Source organism: Pseudomonas sp. BB438, assembly GCF_057180225.1.
Genome location: NZ_CM170001.1, coordinates 4,441,176 through 4,459,477 on the forward strand (window position 1 = coordinate 4,441,176; position 18,302 = coordinate 4,459,477).

Sequence of the window (18,302 nt, forward strand, 5' to 3'; positions counted from 1 at the left end):
CCGGCTGATGCCGGCGTTAAAGAAAAGCCGCACGCCTTTGCAGGCCGTGCGGCTTCTTTCGTCGGGAAACCGACGACTACGTCTTATGCCTGGTGGGCAACGATGTAGTCGATGGCTTCCTGAACGGTGGTGATCTTTTCGGCTTGCTCGTCGGGGATTTCGGTCTCGAATTCCTCTTCCAGAGCCATCACCAGCTCAACGGTGTCAAGGGAGTCGGCGCCCAGGTCTTCGACGAAGGAAGCGCTGTTGGTAACTTCTTCTTCCTTAACGCCGAGTTGCTCAGCAACGATCTTCTTGACGCGTTCTTCGATGGTGCTCATACCTTGTTTTCACTCCTATGGACAATCCGTACAGCTGGGCTGCGGGTAAGTGTATAGAAAGGGTTTTCTGCATTTCAAGCTGAACGCTGACGCCCTTTCGCGGCAACCCAGATGCTCTGTCTATTCCAGCGTTACAACGCTCGGATAATTTTAGACAGCGCATATGACATCGCCACGAAGGAACTCGTCACATCAGCTCATGTACATTCCGCCATTCACCGGTACCGTGGCACCCGTTACATAAGCTGCGCCCTCGGAAGCGAGGAATGCTACCACTTTGGCGATCTCTTCGGCTTGTCCCAGTCGACCCAGCGGAATCTGACCCAGCAGTGCTTCACGCTGCGCCTCGGGGAGTTCGCGGGTCATGTCGGTGTCGATGAAGCCCGGAGCAACCGCGTTGACGGTGATCGCACGGGAACCGACCTCACGCGCCAGAGCGCGGGTGAAGCCTTCCAGGCCGGCCTTGGCAGCCGCGTAGTTGGTCTGCCCGGCATTGCCCATGGCACCGACGACGGAGCCAATATTGATGATGCGACCCCAGCGTGCCTTGGTCATACCGCGCAGAACAGCTTTCGACAAACGGTAGAGGCTGTTGAGGTTGGTATTGACCACATCGAACCACTCGTCGTCTTTCATGCGCATCAGCAGGTTATCGCGGGTGATACCTGCGTTATTGACGACGATAGCCGGCGCGCCGGATTCTTTCTGGATGGCTTCGACAACGGCGGTCACGGACTCGTCGTTGGAGACGTCCAGGACCATACCCGAACCCTGGATGCCGTTTTCCTTGAGGTACTCGGAAATTTTCTGCGCGCCGGACTCACTGGTCGCAGTACCAACCACGGTGGCGCCCATGCGACCCAGTTCCAGTGCGATGGCCTGGCCAATACCGCGGCTCGCGCCGGTAACCAGGGCAACCTTACCTTGCAGACTCATGCCTTATCTCCTGTTCAAGCCAGAGCCGCGCGGGCTGCGCCGAAGGCGTCCGCGGAGTCCAGGTTGTGGGTGGTCACGCCCTTGGCGCAACGCTTGTTCAAACCAGCCAGCACCTTGCCCGGGCCGCACTCGACCAGGTCGGTGACGCCCTTCTCGGCGAGCAGCTGCACGCTCTCGACCCAGCGGACCGGACTGTAGAGCTGCGCCAACAGGTCGCGCTTGAGCACGGCTAGGTCAGCCGGCACCTGGGCGGAAACGTTCTGCACCAGGGCGATCTGCGGCATCTGCCACTGAACGGCCTCAACAGCGTCGGCGAAACGCTCGGCAGCAGGGCGCATCAGTTCGCAATGCGACGGCACGCTGACCGGCAGCGCCACGGCACGCTTGGCACCACGCGCCTTGCACGCCTCGATGGCGCGCTCAACGGCTGGGACAGCACCCGCGATCACAACCTGACCAGGCGCATTGAAGTTCACGGCACTGACCACGTCGCCCTGGGCCGCTTCGGCGCAGGCAGCGAGGACGTCAGCATCTTCCAGCCCGAGGATGGCGGCCATGCCACCCGTGCCCGCCGGTACAGCTTCCTGCATCAGCTGGCCACGGCGCTCCACCAGCTTCACCGCATCGGTGAAGGCCAGGCTGCCGGCGGCAACCAGCGCGGAGTATTCACCCAGGCTATGACCGGCGACGTAAGCCGGCTGCACGCCGCCTTCGGACTGCCACAGGCGCCACAACGCGATGGAAGCCGTGAGGATGGCAGGCTGGGTCTTATCGGTCTGGTTCAGGCGCTCTTCCGGACCATCCTGCACCAGGGCCCAGAGGTCATATCCCAGGGCGGCAGAGGCTTCGGCGAAGGTTTCGCGCACGATGGCGTACTGGCCACCCAGTTCGGCGAGCATGCCGAGCGACTGCGAACCTTGGCCAGGAAATACGAAGGCGAGGGATGCGGACATTGCAACAGGTCCCTTTTGTCTGTGTCGTCAAATGGATAACGCCGGCGAGAGCCTGGCGCATTGAACTGACAGTTGGATGACGGTCTGGCGACCGCGGTCACACATTAGAGCAGATGTTCCAGACGGCCATGCAGCCGCTGGGGCAGATTCTCGCGAACTTCCAGCAACGCGCGACGCAGGGCGCTCTGAATGCCCTCCTCTTTCGCGCTGCCATGGCTCTTCACCACAATGCCCTGCAACCCCAGGAAACTCGCACCATTGTGCTGCGACGGCGTGAGATCGCCACGCAGCCGACGCAGGAACGGCATCGCCATCAGGCCAACCGCCTTGGCCGGCAGGCTGGAGTTGAACAATTCCTCCAGACGCGCCGCGACCATCGCTGCCAACCCTTCGCTGGACTTGAGCAGGATGTTGCCGACGAAACCGTCGCACACCACCACATCGGCCAAACCGCGATACAGGCCATCGCCTTCGATGTAGCCGATGTAGTTCACGCCATGCGCCTGCTGCAGAAGACTGGCCGCCAGCTTCACCTGCTGATTGCCCTTGATGTCTTCGGTGCCGACATTCAGCAACGCAACCCTGGGATTGCGCTTGCCCAGCGTTTCTGCCGCGACAGCCCCCATGACAGCAAACTGGTAGAGATGCTCGGCACTGCAGTCAACGTTGGCGCCCAGGTCCAGCAGATGACAATGCCCCGCCTGCGTCGGAACAGCAGTCACCATCGCCGGACGGTCGATGCCGGGCAAGGTCTTGAGCAGGTAACGGGACAGCGCCATCAGCGCGCCGGTATTGCCGGCACTCACGCAGGCATGAGCCTTGCCATCACGAACCAGTTCGAGAGCAACGCGCATCGAGGAGTCGGGCTTGCCGCGCAGCGCCTGAGACGGACGCTCGTCCATCGCGACAACTTCGCTGGCATGGTGAAGGTGAAGACGCTGACGCTCAGCCAGAGAAAGGCCGCGCAGGTGTTCTTCTATCAGAGGAGCTTGGCCAACAAGGACCAGCTGGAGGGAAGCTTGCTCGGCCAGAAAGGAAATGCAGGCCGGAACAATGCAGTGGGGACCGTAGTCCCCACCCATTGCATCAATCGCGATGATTGGTGCGGACAAAGATTACTCGTCAGAGCCTTTGTCTACGACCTTGCGGCCGCGATAGAAACCGTCCGGGGAGACGTGGTGGCGCAGGTGAACTTCACCGGTGCTCTTTTCCACGGACAGAGCGTTCGCGTCCAGGGCATCGTGCGAACGACGCATGTCACGAGCGGAACGGGATTTTTTGTTCTGCTGAACAGCCATGATTGATTAACTCCTAAACGTTTGGGTCACGCTTCAACTGCGCCAGTACGCTGAACGGATTGGGCCGCTCTTCGACGTTCTCGCTCGGTTCGGGCGCTGTAGCGTATCCCACCGGCTGCTGGCAATCCTCAGGGTCATGGACCGGCACGATGGGCAAGGCGAGCAGCAACTCATCCTCAGCCAGCGAGGTCAGGTCGATGGGATCATCCCCCACCTCCAGCGCATCGTAGCCACTCGGCAGATCATCGATCGACTTACCTTCCGGGATGATGACGTAATCGTATTCACCACCCACATGGAATTTGGCCGGTTCGAGACAGCGCTGGCATACCATGCTCACCTCGCCATTGAGCTCGACGTGCATGACCGCCAGCTTCTGCTGATCACGGAAGAAGGAAAACTTCGCGTGAACATCGCCATCACTGCTGGTCAGTTGCTCGCTGAGACGTGCCATCTTGGCGATCGGCAGCACACCCTCGAGGGTGGCGGCGCGCTCTACCAATTTGCGCGGATCAACGTGAGGTGGTATCGGTCCATTCAACATAAGCGCGCCATTATAGGGATGCACCCGAAGCTGTCAAAGGAAATTAGCCATAAACCGCTGTATGGACAGCCCTTTTCGCTAGAATCGCGGCGATACCCCGAAGGAACTCTCCATGTTACCCCTGATCCTTGCTTCGAGCTCGCCCTACCGCCGCGAATTGCTGCAGCGCCTGCGCCTGCCGTTCGCATGCGCCAGCCCTGACATCGACGAAACGCCCCGGCCCGGCGAGGCCGCCGAGCAACTGGTGCGCCGACTGGCAGAGAGCAAAGCGCGCGCCCTGGCCCAGCGCTACCCCGCCCACCTGATCATCGGCTCGGACCAGGCAGCAGTGAACGGCAATCGGATTCTCGGCAAGCCCCACGACCTTGAGCGCGCCACTGGACAATTGAAGGATGCCAGCGGCAAGAGCGTGAGCTTCCTCACCGGCCTCTGCCTGCTGAACAGCCAGAGTGGCCGGACGCAGGTCGACTGCGTACCGTTTACCGTGCACTTCCGAGTACTCGATGACGCACGCATTCGCCGCTACCTCGAGACCGAACAACCCTTCGACTGCGCCGGCAGCTTCAAGGCCGAGGGCCTGGGCGTCAGCCTGTTCCGCGCCACCGAAGGCGAAGACGCCACCAGCCTGATCGGCCTGCCACTGATTCGCCTGGTAGATATGCTGCTCGCCGAGCAGGTGTCCGTACCCTGAAAGAACAGCCTGAAATAGAAAGCCCGACCCGAACAGCCCAAAACGAGAAGGCCCGGCAATCGCCGGGCCCTTTTCTTCCTTCTATATAAGGAAGCGTACACGAAGAGACAACCTAGCGCAGGATTGGCCCCTGCCAGCCCATCCACATCGCCATGCGCTCGGCAACGCTGGCACCGAGCTTCTTGGTGAAGCGGTCGAAGGCGGTCTCCTGGACGGTGTAGTCCACGATTTCCTTCTCCTTGATGATGTCGCGCGCCACGTAGCTGGTGCTACCCAGACCATCGATCAACCCCAGCGGCAGCGCCTGCTCGCCCGACCAGATCAAACCGGAGAAGAGCTCCGGATGTTCCTTGTCCTTGAGACGATCGCCACGCCCCTTCTTCACGCTATCAATGAACTGCTTGTGCGTGACATCCAGCACCTGCTGCCAGAAGGCGGTCTCATCCGCTTTCGGCGGCTGGAATGGATCAAGAAAAGCCTTGTGCTCGCCAGAGGTGTAGACACGACGATCCACTCCCAGCTTCTCCATGGTGCCGACGAAGCCGAAAGTCGCCGCCGTCACACCAATGGAGCCGACAAGACTGGCCTTGTCCGCATAGATCTCATCGGCAGCACTGGCGATGTAGTAGGCACCGGAAGCACCCAGATCACTGATGACCGCGTAAACCTTGATATCCGGATGCTCACCGCGCAGGCGCTTGATTTCATCGTAGATATAGCCGGACTGCACCGGACTGCCGCCCGGGCTATTGATACGCAGAACGACACCCTTGGTGCCAGCATCCTCGAACGCGGAGCGCAGCGCACCGACGATATTGTCGGCACTGGCCGGCTCATTGTCGGCGATCATGCCCTTCACTTCGATCAGCGCCGTGTGGCTGGCGCTGCGCGATGCAGACTTGGACAAGCCGCTGAAAGGAGTGAACAACACCAACGCACCGAACAGGTAAACGAAGGTCAGCAACTTGAAGAAGATGCCCCAGCGACGCGACCGGCGCTGCTCCTGGACACCCGCCAGCACTGCCTTCTCCAGCAGCTTCCAGCTCTTGTCGTCACCTGCCGCGGCTTGTGCAGCCTTGCTATCGTCCGCCTTCCATTCATCCGACATCAGTTGCCTACCTCGAGCACTGGTTTTACCGAACGCCCGGCCAACCAGGCGCGCAATTCATTGAAATGGTTCACTTCCAGCGCAGGAGCATACTCCCGCAGTATCTCCAGCGACTGCGCACCATAGCCCACCGCCACCGAATCCATGCCGGCGCGGCGCGCCATCTCCAGGTCGAATGGCGAATCGCCCACCATCAGCGCATCGCGAGCATCAACCCGGCAATGCTCGAGAATCTCGTGCAGCATGCGCGGGTCCGGCTTGCTTGCCGACTCATCGGCGGCGCGGGTGATGTCGAAGAAGTCAGTCCAACCCTGCCCCGCCAGCACGCGATCCAGTCCACGACGGTTCTTGCCGGTGGCCACGGCCAATTGGTAGCCCGCACTGCGAAACTCGGCCATCGCCTCAGCCACTCCCGGGAACAGCGGGGAAGGCTGCACTTCCAGACTCAGGTAGTGATCGCCGTAATCCCGCCTGAAGCGGTCCAACGGCTCGCCGTCCATCACCTCCGGGTAAAGCGTCTGGATTGCCTCCGGCAACCCCAGGCCGATGATGCCCTTGATCGCGGCATCGCTGCGCCTCGGCAGACCGGAGCCGACCGCAGCCACGCGCATCGCCTCGACGATACGACCAATGGAATCCACCAGCGTGCCATCCCAATCGAAGATCAGCAGGGAATAGTCACGCATCCAGACGCTCCACGGTGCGCTGCCAGACCTCGTCCACCGGCGCCTCCAGCTCCAGCACCGCGCCATCAGGCAGCGGCACCCGCAGGTAGGCCGAGTGCAGGAACAGCCGCTTGCCGCCCAGTTCGCGAATTTCGCGAGAGAAGTCTTCGTCGCCGTACTTGGGATCGCCGGCGATGGAGTGGCCGGCGTGCTTGGCGTGCACGCGGATCTGATGGGTGCGACCGGTGATCGGGCGCGCCTCCACCAGAGTGGCGAAATCGCCGAAGCGACGCAGCACCTTGAACTCGGTCAGCGCTTCCTTGCCTTCGGGATTCACTTCCACCACCCGCTCGCCGGAACGCAGGTTGTTCTTCAGCAGCGGAACGGCAATCTGTTTCTTCGCCGCCGGCCAGTTGCCGCGCACCAGAGCATGGTAGCGCTTGTCGACAATGCGCTCACCACGCAGGGCGTCGTGCAGATGACGCAGCATACTGCGCTTCTTGGCGATCATCAGCAGGCCCGAGGTATCCCGATCCAGGCGATGCACCAGCTCCAGATCCTTGCATTCCGGGCGCAGCTGACGGAAAGCCTCGATGACACCATAGTTCAGGCCGCTACCACCATGCACAGCGATACCCGTGGGCTTGTTCACGACGATCAGCGCCTTGTCCTCGAAGACGATGGCGGCTTCGAGGCGCTCGAGCAGCCCCTGGGCCAGTGGCACCGGCTCGTCACGCTCGGCCAGGCGCAGCGGCGGCACGCGCACCACATCGCCCGCCTGCAGCTTGTACTCGGGCTTGATGCGTCCTTTGTTCACCCGCACCTCACCCTTACGCAGGATGCGGTAGATCAGGGTCTTGGGCACGCCCTTGAGCTGGGTGCGGAGGAAATTGTCGATTCGTTGGCCGGCATACTCCGGCGCGACTTCAAGCAGCTGAACGCCGGAAGTCGGAGGGGCGGGATTCGTCATCCGGATATAATAACAATTTTTCATTCAATTGAAGCACTTAATCATTGCTGCTATATTCGGGAGGCCGCCAAAAGTGGCCAGGTCTGCGGATGTTCGCGCAATCGCCATCCCCAACCGCCTGCAAACACATTGAATGGACACGAGGCAGTCCCCGGAAGCGTTGCAACGGCCCGAGCGATTCTCGCGCCGACAGCGCCTCGGAACCCAGGCCTTCAGACATGACCACGGCAGCCAAGGTCGCCGTGATAAAAGCCAACCCCGCTCCCGGATTCAGCGAGTGGCACCCGGCTCTTAAGGGAAATGTGCAGGGCGGAGATGCACAACTGTCGGATTGCGTTGCGTTCATGCCTGAACGCATGCCTTGAACGTAGACGCACTTATCGTCCGCATCTGACAGCTAATTCCTCCTCCTGATGAGTGCTTGTTCTTACTCGACAAGCAGGAAACGTAGTCGCGGCACAGCAGATTTGTCCTGCTGCCGCTGGACACGGGAACGGTCCGCCGTTCCTGAGTACGTGCCTTAGCACCGACCGTAAGAGTCGTGTGTGCCGATCGCCGTTTCCGGTGGCCCCGGAAACCATTGGTACTACATGAAAAGAATGCTGATCAACGCGACTCAACCCGAAGAGTTGCGTGTAGCGCTGGTAGACGGCCAACGCCTGTTCGACCTGGACATCGAGTCCGGTGCGCGCGAACAGAAGAAGGCCAACATCTACAAAGGCCGCATCACCCGCATCGAGCCAAGCCTCGAAGCCGCATTCGTCGACTTCGGCGCCGAACGCCACGGCTTTCTCCCCCTCAAAGAAATCTCCCGCGAATACTTCAAGAAGAACCCCGAAGGCCGCATCAACATCAAGGACGTCCTGAGCGAAGGCCAGGAAGTCATCGTTCAGGTCGAGAAAGAAGAACGTGGCAACAAGGGCGCCGCCCTGACCACCTTCATCAGCCTCGCCGGCCGTTACCTGGTGCTCATGCCCAACAACCCGCGCGCCGGTGGCATCTCCCGCCGCATCGAGGGTGAAGAGCGCAACGAACTGCGTGAAGCCCTGAACGGCCTGACCGTTCCTGGCGACATGGGCCTGATCGTCCGCACCGCAGGCCTGGGCCGCAGCTCCGAAGAGCTGCAGTGGGACCTGGACTACCTGCTGCAACTGTGGGGGGCCATCAAGGAAGCCTCCGGCGAGCGCAGCGGTCCGTTCCTGATCTACCAGGAAAGCAACGTCATCATCCGCGCCATCCGCGACTACCTGCGCCAAGATATCGGCGAAGTACTGATCGACAGCATCGAGGCCCAGGAAGAAGCCCTGAACTTCATCCAGCAGGTCATGCCGCAGTACGCGAGCAAGGTGAAGCTTTACCAGGACAGCGTTCCGCTGTTCAACCGCTTCCAGATCGAGAGCCAGATCGAAACCGCCTTCCAGCGCGAAGTGAAACTGCCGTCGGGCGGCTCCATCGTCATCGATCCGACCGAAGCCCTGGTCTCCATCGATATCAACTCGGCGCGCGCCACCAAAGGCGGTGACATCGAGGAAACCGCCCTGCAGACCAACCTGGAAGCGGCCGAGGAAATCGCCCGCCAACTGCGTCTGCGCGACATCGGCGGCCTGATCGTCATCGACTTCATCGACATGACCCCGGCGAAGAACCAGCGCGCCGTGGAAGAACGCGTCCGCGAAGCTCTGGAAGCCGACCGCGCCCGCGTCCAGGTTGGCCGCATCTCGCGCTTCGGCCTGCTGGAAATGTCCCGTCAGCGCCTGCGTCCGTCCCTGGGCGAGACCAGCGGCATCGTCTGCCCGCGCTGCAATGGCCAAGGCATCATCCGTGACGTGGAGTCCCTGTCGCTGGCCATCCTGCGCCTGATCGAGGAAGAAGCCCTGAAGGACCGCACCGCCGAAGTTCGTGCGCGCGTTCCGTTCCAGGTGGCTGCCTTCCTGCTCAACGAGAAGCGCAACGCCATCACCAAGATCGAACTGCGCACCCGCGCGCGGATCTTCATCCTGCCGGACGACCACCTGGAAACTCCGCACTTCGAAGTTCAGCGCCTGCGCGACGACAACCCCGAACTGCTGTCCGGCCACGCCAGCTACGAGATGGCCCCGGAAGAGCACGAGGAAGTCCAGCCGGTCAGCGCCACCCGCACCCTGGTTCGCCAGGAAGCCGCCGTGAAGACCGTTTCCCCGCAGACCCCTGCCCCGCAGCAGGCTGCGGCCGACGCACCCGTCGCCGTCGAAGCCACCAAGCCGATGCCTGAGCCGAGCCTGTTCCAGGGCCTGGTGAAGTCGCTGGTAGGCCTGTTCGCCGGCAGCAAGCCGGAACCGACCCCGGTCGCCACCCAGAAGCCTGCCACGGAGCGCAGCGAAGGCCAGGGCGAGCGTCGCAACGGCCGTCAGCAGAACCGTCGCCGTGACGGTCGCGACGGCGGCCGCCGCGATGACGAGCGCAAAGAGCGTGGTCGCCGCGACGAGCGCGGTGAACGCACTGAGCGTCCGGCGCGCGAAGAGCGTCAGCCGCGTGAAGAACGCGCCGAGCGGCAGCCCCGCGAGGAGCGCCAGCCGCGCGAAGAGCGTGCCGAGCGTCAACCGCGCGAGGAACGCCAGCCGCGCGAAGAGCGTGCCGAACGTCAACCGCGTGAAGAGCGCCAGCCACGTGAAGAACGCGCCGAACGCCCGCCGCGCGAGGAGCGTCAGCCCCGCGAAGAGCGTGGTGAGCGTCAACCGCGTGAAGAACGCCAGCCGCGCGAAGAGCGCCAGCCTCGTGGTGAGCGTGGCGAGCGCGCCGAGCGTCAGCCCCGTGAAGAGCGCCAGCCGCGCGAAGACCGCCAGGCTCGCGACGCCGCCGCGCTGGAAGCCGAAGAGCTGCCGAACGAGGAGCTGCTGGATCAACAGGACGACGAAGGCTCGGACGACGAGCGTCCGCGTCGCCGCTCCCGTGGCCAGCGCCGCCGCAGCAACCGCCGCGAGCGCCAGCGTGAAGCCGGTGTGGATGGGGTCGAAGGCGCAGAAGGTGAAGTGAGTGCCGAAGGCGCTGCCGGACAGGCTGCTTCCGATACTCCGTCGCCCGCCGCCATGGTCGCTGTAGCCGCTACCGCCGTAGCCGTTGCTGAAGCCGCCGCCGAGCAGGAGCAGCCTACTGCCCAGGCTCAGACCGACGCTCAGCCGCTGGAGTCCGGCGTGGTTGAAGCCGTACGCACCGAAAGCGCCCTGGAACAGACCATCGAGTTCCTGGCCAAGCCCACCGAACAGGCTGCCGAGTCGGTAGAAGCCATCAGCGAGACCGTTGAAGTGGCTACCGTCGAGCCGGTTATCGCGGAAGAGGCACCGGCCCCGGCTGCTGAAACCGTGATCGAAGCCATCGCCCAACGGACCGAAGAACCCAAGGCTGAAGCCCCAGTCGTTGCAGAGGAAGCCCCGGCTGCCGCCGCTCCGGCTCCTGTCGAAGAAACCACCCCGGCTGTTCCAGCCAATGCCACCGGCCGTGCCTCCAACGACCCGCGCGAGCGCCGTCGCCAGGAGCGCGCCGCACGCGAAGCCGCTGCTGCAGCCGCCGCTGCCCCGCAGGCGGAGCAGGCTCCGGTTATCGAAGCTGCGGTTGAAGAAACCGCTGCCATGGAAGCCGAAGTCGTGGCCGAGCCGGCCGCTGAAGTCACTGTCGAGGCCGTCGAAGCCGAAGTGGTGAACGAAGCTACCGAGCAACCCGCTACCGAACAGGCTGAAGGCGAAAAAGCCGAGAAGACCGAGGAAGAAGCAGGCTCCGTGGTGGAAAAGCACCACAACTGATAGCTTCCTGATCTGAAAAAGGGGATGCATCGGCATCCCCTTTTTTATTGTCCTCCCTTTGCGGCGCCCACCACGTCGCGAGAGCGCCCGTCACTCTACGCTGTTCGCAAGCAAGGCAGGCTGGACAGCAGACACAAAAAAGGGGATGCCTTGGCATCCCCTTTTTGTCGGACGCGAACTCAGTAGAGATTCGGCTCCATCTCCAGCTCCACACCGAAGCGCTGGAGGATGTCGTCACGAATACGCTCAGCCAGTGCATGGAGCTGCGCTCCAGTGGCGCCGCCGTAGTTCACCAATACCAACGCCTGCTGCGTATGTACGCCAGCCGCGCCATCGCGGAAGCCCTTCCAGCCCGCCTTGTCGATCAGCCAGCCGGCTGCCAGCTTCATCCGGCCGCCGCTCTGCGGGTAGGCCACCAGATCGCTGTAACGCTGGCGCAGCGCGTCGGCCTGGGCGGCCGATACCACCGGATTCTTGAAGAAGCTGCCAGCATTGCCGAGCACTGCCGGGTCGGGGAGCTTTTCTCGGCGGATCGCACAGATCACCCGGGAGACATCAGCTGGCGTCGGTTCGGTCACGCCCTCCTCCGCCAGGCGCTGGCGTACCGGACCGTAGTCCAGGTGCAGCGTCGACGCGCGCCCGAGGGCGAAACGCACCCGCAGGATCAGCCAGCGGCCAGGCTCGCGCTTGAAGCGACTTTCGCGGTAGGCAAAGGCGCAGTCGTCCAGGTGGAACTCACGCAGCTCACCACTCTCGCGGTCCAGCGCAGTCAGGCCGGCGAAAACGTCCTTGATCTCGACGCCATACGCGCCGATGTTCTGCATCGGTGCCGCACCCACAGTACCGGGAATCAGGCTGAGGTTTTCCAGACCACCCAAGCCCTGGGCCAGGGTCCAGCGCACAAAGTCATCCCAGACCTCGCCGGCTTCCGCCTCGACCACCACGCGTGTACCGTCGTCGCTGACGACGCGCACACCACGGGAAGCCATGCGCACCACCAACGCCTCGACATCGCGCGTCAACAACAGGTTGCTGCCACCTCCGATCACCATCAGCGGCAGGTCTTTTTCGGTTGCCGCGTCGATCGCTGCACGCACCTCAGCATCATCCCGGGCCTGGGCAAACCAACGCGCCGCGACCTCGACACCGAAGGTGTTGTAGGGCTTGAGGGAAATGCGTTCTTGCAGTTGCAGCGTCACAGGCGTCCCTTCACTTCCGTCAGCAGGCCGTCGCAGGCCCTTTCCACCAGGTCCAGCACCTGCTCGAACCCGTCTTCGCCGCCATAGTACGGATCGGGGACTTCGTCGATTTCGAGTTCGTAGCGGCGCAGGAACAGGTCCAGCTCAGCCTTGCCGCTGCTGCCGCGCAGATGCGTGAGGTCGCGCAGGTTGGCAGTGTCCATGGCCAGGATGAGGTCGTAGCGGGAGAAATCCGCCACGCTGACCTGCCGCGCCCGCAGGCCCGACAGGTCGTAGCCGCGGCGCAGCGCGGCGGCTCGAGTACGAGTGTCCGGCGCCTTGCCGACATGCCAGTCGCCGGTGCCAGCCGAGTCGATCTCGATGCGCTCCTCCAGCCCCGCTTCACGGACCTTCTGGCGGAACACGCCTTCGGCGGTCGGCGAGCGACAGATATTACCCAGGCAGACGAACAGGACCTTCATCAAGCCCCCAGGATGCGCCGAACGCGCTCCAGGTCTTCCGGTGTATCGACGCCGGCCTGCGGCGCCTCCAGCGCGTCTGCCACATGGATACGTACGCCATGCCAGAGCGCACGCAGCTGCTCCAGGCACTCGGTGTCTTCCAGCCAGCACGGCCCCCAGGCCACGAAGTCGCGCAGGAAGCGCGCACGGTAGGCGTAGATACCGATGTGGCGACGGTATGGCACGCTGGCCGGCAGGCTTCCGCGGTCCACCGCGAAGGCGTCGCGCGCCCAGGGCAGCGTGGCGCGGCTGAAGGTCAGCGCCAGGCCGTTCTTGTCGCTGACGACCTTGACGATGTTCGGATTGAACAGCGCCGCCGGCTCATGGATTTCCTCACACAGGGTAGCGATGCCCGCTTCCGGGTGCGCCGCGAGGTTGGCGGCCACCTGGTCGATGATCGACGGCGGCACCAGCGGCTCGTCGCCCTGCACGTTGACCACGATGGCATCGTCGGCCAGGCCCAGCGCATCAGCCACTTCCGCCAGGCGATCGGTGCCGGAATTGTGGTCGGCACGGGTCAGCACCACCTGGGCGCCGAAGCCCTGGCAGGCATCGAAGATACGCTGGTCATCGGTGGCGACCACCACCTGGGCGGCCGAGCTTCTGCCGGCCTGCGCCCAGACGTGCTGGATCATCGGCTTGCCGGCGATGTCCTGCAGCGGCTTGCCGGGCAGGCGGGTGGAGGCGTAGCGGGCGGGAATGACGACGGTGTAGGCCTGGGTCATGGCGTTACTTGTCCAGACGCTCGTCGACGTTCAGGGTACGCGCCTCGCCTTCGAGCATCACCGGGATGCCGTCGCGCACCGGGTAGGCCAGGCCGTCGGCCTTGCAGATCAGCTCGGACTTGTCATCGGTGAGCTTGAGCGGGCCCTTGCACAGCGGACAGGCGAGGATATCGAGGAGTTTCGGGTCCATGGTGCGTTCCTTGAGCTTGAAGATATGAATGCGGGCGGCGCAGCTGCGACGACGGTCAGCGGGCGACCAGGCGCTCGAGCTGGGCGTCGAACCAGGCGACGAAGGCCGGCGACGGCTGCGCTTCGACGGCGAGGTACCACCAGTCGGGCACGGCGAAGGACCGGCATTTCACCGCGTCCTTCTCGGTCATGACCAGCGGCAGTGACGGCGTGAAGCGCAACTGCTCGGCGGTATAGGCCGCATGGTCCGGGAAGGGGTGCGGAATCGGCCGCCAGTTTAGCGCCTCGAGCGTTGCGAAGAAACGCTGCGGATTGCCGATCCCGGCCAGGGCATGCAGCAACTGACCGCTGGGGAAATGCTCGACGCCACAACGCTCGCCACTGGCCAGGTTGACCAGGGCGGAGGGCCGCAGGACGAAGGAAAAGCCGCCCGCCGGATCGGAAGGCGCGCCGTTGTGCAGCACGGCGTCGACTTCAGCCAGTCGCTCGGCGGGTTCGCGCAGCGGCCCGGCGGGCAGGCAGCGGCCGTTGCCCAGGCCTCGCGCGGCATCGATCAGCACCAGCTCCAGATCGCGAGCCAGGCGGTAGTGCTGCAGGCCGTCGTCGCAGAGGATCAGATCCAGCGGCTCTTCGGCCAGCAACGCGCGCACCGCACTGGAGCGGTCCGGGTCGATGATCAGCGGCACGCCGCTGCGGCGCACGATCATCAGCGGCTCATCGCCCGCCTCCGCCGCCGACTGCTCGGCGCGCACGCGCCAGGGCATCTGCGGCGGCTTGGCGCCGTAGCCACGACTGACCACACCAACCTTCAGCCCGCGGGCACGACAGTGTTCGATCAGCCAGAGGATCATCGGCGTCTTGCCGGTACCGCCCACGGTGATGTTGCCGACGACGATGATCGGCACGGGAGCGCGGTAGGCCGGCTTGGCACCAGAGAGGAAGTCTTGCCGGCGACCTTGGGCGACGCGCCGGTAGAGCAGTTCGAGCGGCCTGAGCAGGGCAAGGGCCGGATGGCCCTTGTACCAGGCGTCGAGCAGGCGATCGGAGAACGCCATCAGGGGTTCTTCTTGTCCGCCCGGGACTCGATGGTAGTGATGCGCAGGTGGGTGAAGCCCAGCTTGCCGGCGGCATCCATCGCGGTGACCACGGACTGGTAGTCCACCTTGCCGTCGGCGGTAATCACCACCGGCAGGCTGTTGTCGCCTGCCGATTCTCGCTGCATGGCGTTCATCAGGTTTTCCAGGTCGTCGCGCGCCAGGCTCTGCCCGTTGAGCGCGTAGTGACCCTCAATACTGATGGAGATTTCCAGCTGCTTGATCTCGGTGGCTTCGGGCGGCGTGCCGCTGACCGCCTCGGGCAATTCGACCTTGAGCTGCGACGGCTTGGTGAACGAGGTGGCGACCACGAAGAACAGCAGCAGCACGAAGATCACGTCGATCAGCGACGCCAGGTTGATGAAGACGTCCTCGCGAGCCGCTCCGCCCGCTCTGCGGCGGAATTTCACGCTTTGCCTTCCTCGACGAAATCGACTTCGCGGTCGCCCTGGGTCACTTCCACCAGCTTGATGGCTTCCTGCTCCATGGCGATAACCAGTTCATCGACACGGCGCAGCAGGTAACGGTGGAAGAACACCGCCGGGATCGCCACGATCAGGCCGGCCGCCGTGGTGATCAGCGCCTTGGAGATACCGCCCGCCAGCACCGGCGCATTGGCCATGCCGTCGCCCATGAAGGCGCTGAAAATCTGGATCATGCCGAACACGGTACCCAGCAGGCCGAGCAGCGGCGCCATGGCGGCGATGGTGCCCAGGGCGTTGAGGTAGCGCTCCAGTTCGTGGATGACGCGGGAGGCGGCTTCCTCGATGCACTCCTTCATGATCTCGCGACCGTGCTTGGAGTTGGCCAGGCCGGCGGCAAGGATTTCACCCAGCGGGGAAGATGCGCGCAGGTCCTTCAGGGCCTGGCTGTTCATCTTCTTGTCCTTGATCTGCTTCCACACCTGACCGAGCAGCTGCGGCGGGGCCACACGGCTCAAGCGCAGGGTCCAGAGACGTTCGGCGACGATCGCCATGGCAGCGACGGAGCTCAGCAAGATCGGCAGCATCATCCAGCCGCCAGCTTTGACCAGTTCCCACACAGTGGTGAATCCCCTGAAAAAAAGTGGCGCCACTCTAGCACAGGGGCCGCGCCTAACCGACCGCCCGAAGGTCAATTTTCCTGCCAGAAATGTGCACCTTCCCGCACTCCCCCAAGCTCACCATGGGCCCCGAGCGTCAGGGTCAGCGCGCCCCGCTCGGCCGTATCCTGAATCCGGATACCCAGTGCACGGAAGCGCTCGACGACCAATGGATGTGGATGACCATAGGGGTTGCCGGCGCCGCGGGAAATGATGGCAGTGGATGGCCGGACAGCCCGCAGGAAGATCGGGCCAGAGGAGCTGCGACTGCCATGGTGCCCGGCCAGCAACCAGTCGACGCGAACGCCGGGATGGGCCGCCAGCCACGCCAGCTCGGCGGATTGCGGCATATCACCGGTGAGCAGGATGCGCTCGCCGTCAGCTTCGATCAGCAGTGCACAGGAGCGGTCATTGCTTTCCCTGGCGCCCGCCCAGGTCCAACTGGAGAAGCGAACGCCATCGACGCCCCACTCCTCCATCCGGCAGTGCCTGGCCCGCAACTCGGACGGCAGCCTCTCGGGCTCGCCACTGATGACCTGCACTGGCCGCAATGAACGCTTCACCGCCAGCGCACCACCGGCATGATCATTATCGGCATGGCTGAGCATCAGCATGTTCAGTTGAGCGATTCCCAGACTCCTCAGCGTCGGCACGACAACTCGCTGGCCGATATCGAAATCGCCGTTGCGCGCACCGGTATCGTAAAGCCAGGCCTGGCTGCGTGTGCGGATCAGCACCGACAGGCCCTGCCCCACGTCCAGCACGCGGACCTCGGCCATGCCCGGCGCCGGCAGCGGGACGACCGGCCAGAATAGTGGCAGGAACAGCGCCAGCCCCAGCGGACGCAGTGGCACGCCAGCCGGCGCGAGCAGCAGGAGCGCCCCCAGCATCGCCAGTGCCACCGCCCCGATCGGCGCAGCAATCGGCTGCCAGGCGGGCGCCAGCTCCGCCATCCGGCCCAGCAGACGGAACAGCAGCTCCAGCAGGCCTCCCGACACCCAGAGCACTGCATCGCCCAACCAGGGAATCCCCAATGCCAAGCTGCCCAGCAGGGCCAGCGGAACTACCGCCAACTCGACCCAGGGCACCGCGACCAAGTTGGCGAGCGCGCCAGAAACGCTCAGCGGCAAGCCCAGGGCGATGGATGCCGGCAATAAACCGACCGCCATCAACCACTGCGCACGCAACCAGGTGCGCCAGGCGGTCCATCGCCCCAGCCGCCCCGAGAAGCCAAAGATAAGCAGCGCCACCGCCGAGTAGGACAACCAGAACCCAGGCAGCAACACCACCAGCGGCTCAGCCAGAAGCACCACCAGCAAGGCGCCCAGCAACGGCGCCCACAAGCCGCGCTGGCGATAGCGCAGACGCCACAGCAGGACGATGGAGACCATGACGCAGGCGCGTTGCAATGGCACCTCGAACCCTGCCATCAGGCTGTAGATCCAGGCGCCGCCCGCGGCCAACCCGCAGGCACAGGGCAGCCAGGGGATTCGAGCCGGCCAGCAGCCAATGCGCGCCAACCCAGCGATCACGGCATAGAGCAGCCCCGCCAACAGAGAGATATGCGAACCGGAGATCACCATCAGGTGCAGGGTCCCGGTGTCCTGCAGGACTTGCCAGTCGGCCGTGCTCAGCCCGGAGGCATCCCCCAGCACCAGGGCCGCCAGAGCACCGGAGCGGCCATGGGCATCCACCGCCAGCAGACGCTGCCGCCAGGCTTCGCGCCAGGCACGCGGACCGCTGGACACCTCCAGGCGCTGCCCATCCTTGACGCTGCCGGTAGCGCCGATGCGCTGCGCCGTGAGCCAGGCCTCGTAATCGAAGCCGGCGCCATTGGCCATGCCATGGGGGCGCTTGAGCTTCACCGCGAGCCGCCAACGCTCACCACCCTCGACTGGCGGCCCGCCAAACCAGGACAGACGCAGCGTGGCAGGCACCTTCGCCCGAGGACTGGAAACATCGGAGAGCATGAAACGCACCGACGACCCGGAACGATCCGGCAAGCCCTCTACCCTACCCTCCAGCCACAGCGTGCGACCGTCCAGCTCCGGCGCCAGACGGTCATCCATCGCCCACTGCGCCGACTGACAGGCCCAGGCGAAGCCGAGCAGGAACAAGCCGATGGAATAACCGCGGGTGAACAGCAAGGGCAGGCCGAACAGCGCCAGAAGCAGCAGCACCCAGCCGGGTGGCAGCGCCGCCATCCAGCGCAACGCCAGCAGACCGAAGGCCAGCGCGAACATCCCTGTACGA

Annotated in this window: 19 protein-coding genes; 2 read left to right on the forward strand and 17 right to left on the reverse strand. The window is 64.0% G+C overall.

The window, feature by feature from the left end:
• Positions 1-83 precede the first annotated feature (83 nt).
• The 6 genes from acpP to AC1ZV1_RS20320 all read right to left on the reverse strand — a co-directional run bounded on the left by acpP (position 84) and on the right by AC1ZV1_RS20320 (position 4,051).
• Positions 84-320, reverse strand: coding sequence for an acyl carrier protein (gene acpP, locus AC1ZV1_RS20295; protein WP_015477931.1), 237 nt, complete (start codon positions 318-320; stop codon positions 84-86).
• Positions 321-512: 192 nt separating this feature from the next.
• On the reverse strand, positions 513-1,256 hold the full coding sequence (gene fabG, locus AC1ZV1_RS20300) for a 3-oxoacyl-ACP reductase FabG (RefSeq protein ID WP_037014455.1): 744 nt from the start codon (positions 1,254-1,256) through the stop codon (positions 513-515).
• A gap of 14 nt (positions 1,257-1,270) precedes the next feature.
• Complete coding sequence (gene fabD, locus AC1ZV1_RS20305; protein ID WP_484293329.1) at positions 1,271-2,209, reverse strand: ACP S-malonyltransferase; 939 nt, start codon at positions 2,207-2,209, stop codon at positions 1,271-1,273.
• A 104-nt stretch (positions 2,210-2,313) separates the two neighbouring features.
• On the reverse strand, positions 2,314-3,321 hold the full coding sequence (gene plsX, locus AC1ZV1_RS20310) for a phosphate acyltransferase PlsX (protein ID WP_484293330.1): 1,008 nt from the start codon (positions 3,319-3,321) through the stop codon (positions 2,314-2,316).
• 3 nt (positions 3,322-3,324) lie between these two features.
• Positions 3,325-3,507 carry a 50S ribosomal protein L32 gene (rpmF, locus tag AC1ZV1_RS20315; RefSeq protein ID WP_009621425.1) on the reverse strand — a complete coding sequence of 61 codons (183 nt, stop codon included), beginning with the start codon at positions 3,505-3,507 and terminating at the stop codon, positions 3,325-3,327.
• 13 nt (positions 3,508-3,520) lie between these two features.
• Positions 3,521-4,051, reverse strand: a complete 531-nt coding sequence (locus AC1ZV1_RS20320) for a YceD family protein (RefSeq protein WP_045211618.1) — start codon at positions 4,049-4,051, stop codon at positions 3,521-3,523.
• Between the two features lie 112 nt (positions 4,052-4,163).
• On the opposite strand from AC1ZV1_RS20320, the gene AC1ZV1_RS20325 reads away from it, so the two are divergent.
• Entirely contained in the window at positions 4,164-4,742 is a 579-nt protein-coding gene (locus AC1ZV1_RS20325; RefSeq protein WP_484293331.1) for a Maf family protein, read from the forward strand.
• Between the two features lie 112 nt (positions 4,743-4,854).
• Here AC1ZV1_RS20325 and AC1ZV1_RS20330 read toward each other — a convergent pair whose 3' ends face one another.
• The 3 genes from AC1ZV1_RS20330 to rluC are packed head-to-tail and all read right to left on the reverse strand — an operon-like array spanning position 4,855 to position 7,485.
• Positions 4,855-5,850: a S49 family peptidase gene (locus tag AC1ZV1_RS20330; protein ID WP_484293332.1), complete on the reverse strand. Its 996-nt coding sequence runs from the start codon at positions 5,848-5,850 to the stop codon at positions 4,855-4,857.
• The gene (locus AC1ZV1_RS20335; RefSeq protein ID WP_484293333.1) at positions 5,850-6,536 is read right to left on the reverse strand and encodes an HAD-IIIA family hydrolase; all 687 of its coding nucleotides are present in this window, start codon (positions 6,534-6,536) and stop codon (positions 5,850-5,852) included. Before AC1ZV1_RS20335 ends, AC1ZV1_RS20330 begins: the two co-directional genes overlap by 1 nt.
• Positions 6,529-7,485: a 23S rRNA pseudouridine(955/2504/2580) synthase RluC gene (rluC, locus tag AC1ZV1_RS20340; protein WP_259756121.1), complete on the reverse strand. Its 957-nt coding sequence runs from the start codon at positions 7,483-7,485 to the stop codon at positions 6,529-6,531. The genes AC1ZV1_RS20335 and rluC overlap by 8 nt, the downstream gene beginning before the upstream one ends.
• A 590-nt stretch (positions 7,486-8,075) precedes the next feature.
• Here rluC and rne point away from each other — a divergent pair.
• Positions 8,076-11,261, forward strand: a complete 3,186-nt coding sequence (gene rne / locus AC1ZV1_RS20345) for a ribonuclease E (RefSeq protein ID WP_484293334.1) — start codon at positions 8,076-8,078, stop codon at positions 11,259-11,261.
• A 179-nt stretch (positions 11,262-11,440) separates the two neighbouring features.
• Here rne and murB read toward each other — a convergent pair whose 3' ends face one another.
• The 8 genes from murB to AC1ZV1_RS20385 form a co-directional block, all read right to left on the reverse strand.
• On the reverse strand, positions 11,441-12,460 hold the full coding sequence (murB, locus tag AC1ZV1_RS20350; protein ID WP_484293335.1) for a UDP-N-acetylmuramate dehydrogenase: 1,020 nt from the start codon (positions 12,458-12,460) through the stop codon (positions 11,441-11,443).
• Positions 12,457-12,921, reverse strand: coding sequence for a low molecular weight protein-tyrosine-phosphatase (locus AC1ZV1_RS20355; RefSeq protein WP_484293336.1), 465 nt, complete (start codon positions 12,919-12,921; stop codon positions 12,457-12,459). The genes murB and AC1ZV1_RS20355 overlap by 4 nt, the downstream gene beginning before the upstream one ends.
• Positions 12,921-13,685 (reverse strand): 3-deoxy-manno-octulosonate cytidylyltransferase, encoded by a 765-nt coding sequence (gene kdsB, locus AC1ZV1_RS20360; RefSeq protein ID WP_484293337.1) that lies wholly within the window; start codon positions 13,683-13,685, stop codon positions 12,921-12,923. The genes AC1ZV1_RS20355 and kdsB overlap by 1 nt, the downstream gene beginning before the upstream one ends.
• A 4-nt stretch (positions 13,686-13,689) precedes the next feature.
• Positions 13,690-13,875: a Trm112 family protein gene (locus AC1ZV1_RS20365; RefSeq protein ID WP_009621404.1), complete on the reverse strand. Its 186-nt coding sequence runs from the start codon at positions 13,873-13,875 to the stop codon at positions 13,690-13,692.
• A 55-nt stretch (positions 13,876-13,930) separates the two neighbouring features.
• Positions 13,931-14,929: a tetraacyldisaccharide 4'-kinase gene (gene lpxK / locus AC1ZV1_RS20370; RefSeq protein ID WP_484293338.1), complete on the reverse strand. Its 999-nt coding sequence runs from the start codon at positions 14,927-14,929 to the stop codon at positions 13,931-13,933.
• Complete coding sequence (locus AC1ZV1_RS20375; RefSeq protein WP_484293339.1) at positions 14,929-15,378, reverse strand: ExbD/TolR family protein; 450 nt, start codon at positions 15,376-15,378, stop codon at positions 14,929-14,931. The genes lpxK and AC1ZV1_RS20375 overlap by 1 nt, the downstream gene beginning before the upstream one ends.
• On the reverse strand, positions 15,375-16,010 hold the full coding sequence (locus tag AC1ZV1_RS20380) for a MotA/TolQ/ExbB proton channel family protein (protein ID WP_484293340.1): 636 nt from the start codon (positions 16,008-16,010) through the stop codon (positions 15,375-15,377). Before AC1ZV1_RS20380 ends, AC1ZV1_RS20375 begins: the two co-directional genes overlap by 4 nt.
• Positions 16,011-16,081: 71 nt before the next feature.
• A complete protein-coding gene (locus AC1ZV1_RS20385; protein ID WP_484297594.1) occupies positions 16,082-18,292 on the reverse strand; it encodes a DNA internalization-related competence protein ComEC/Rec2 in 2,211 nt (736 codons plus the stop codon).
• Between the last annotated feature and the right edge of the window lie 10 nt (positions 18,293-18,302).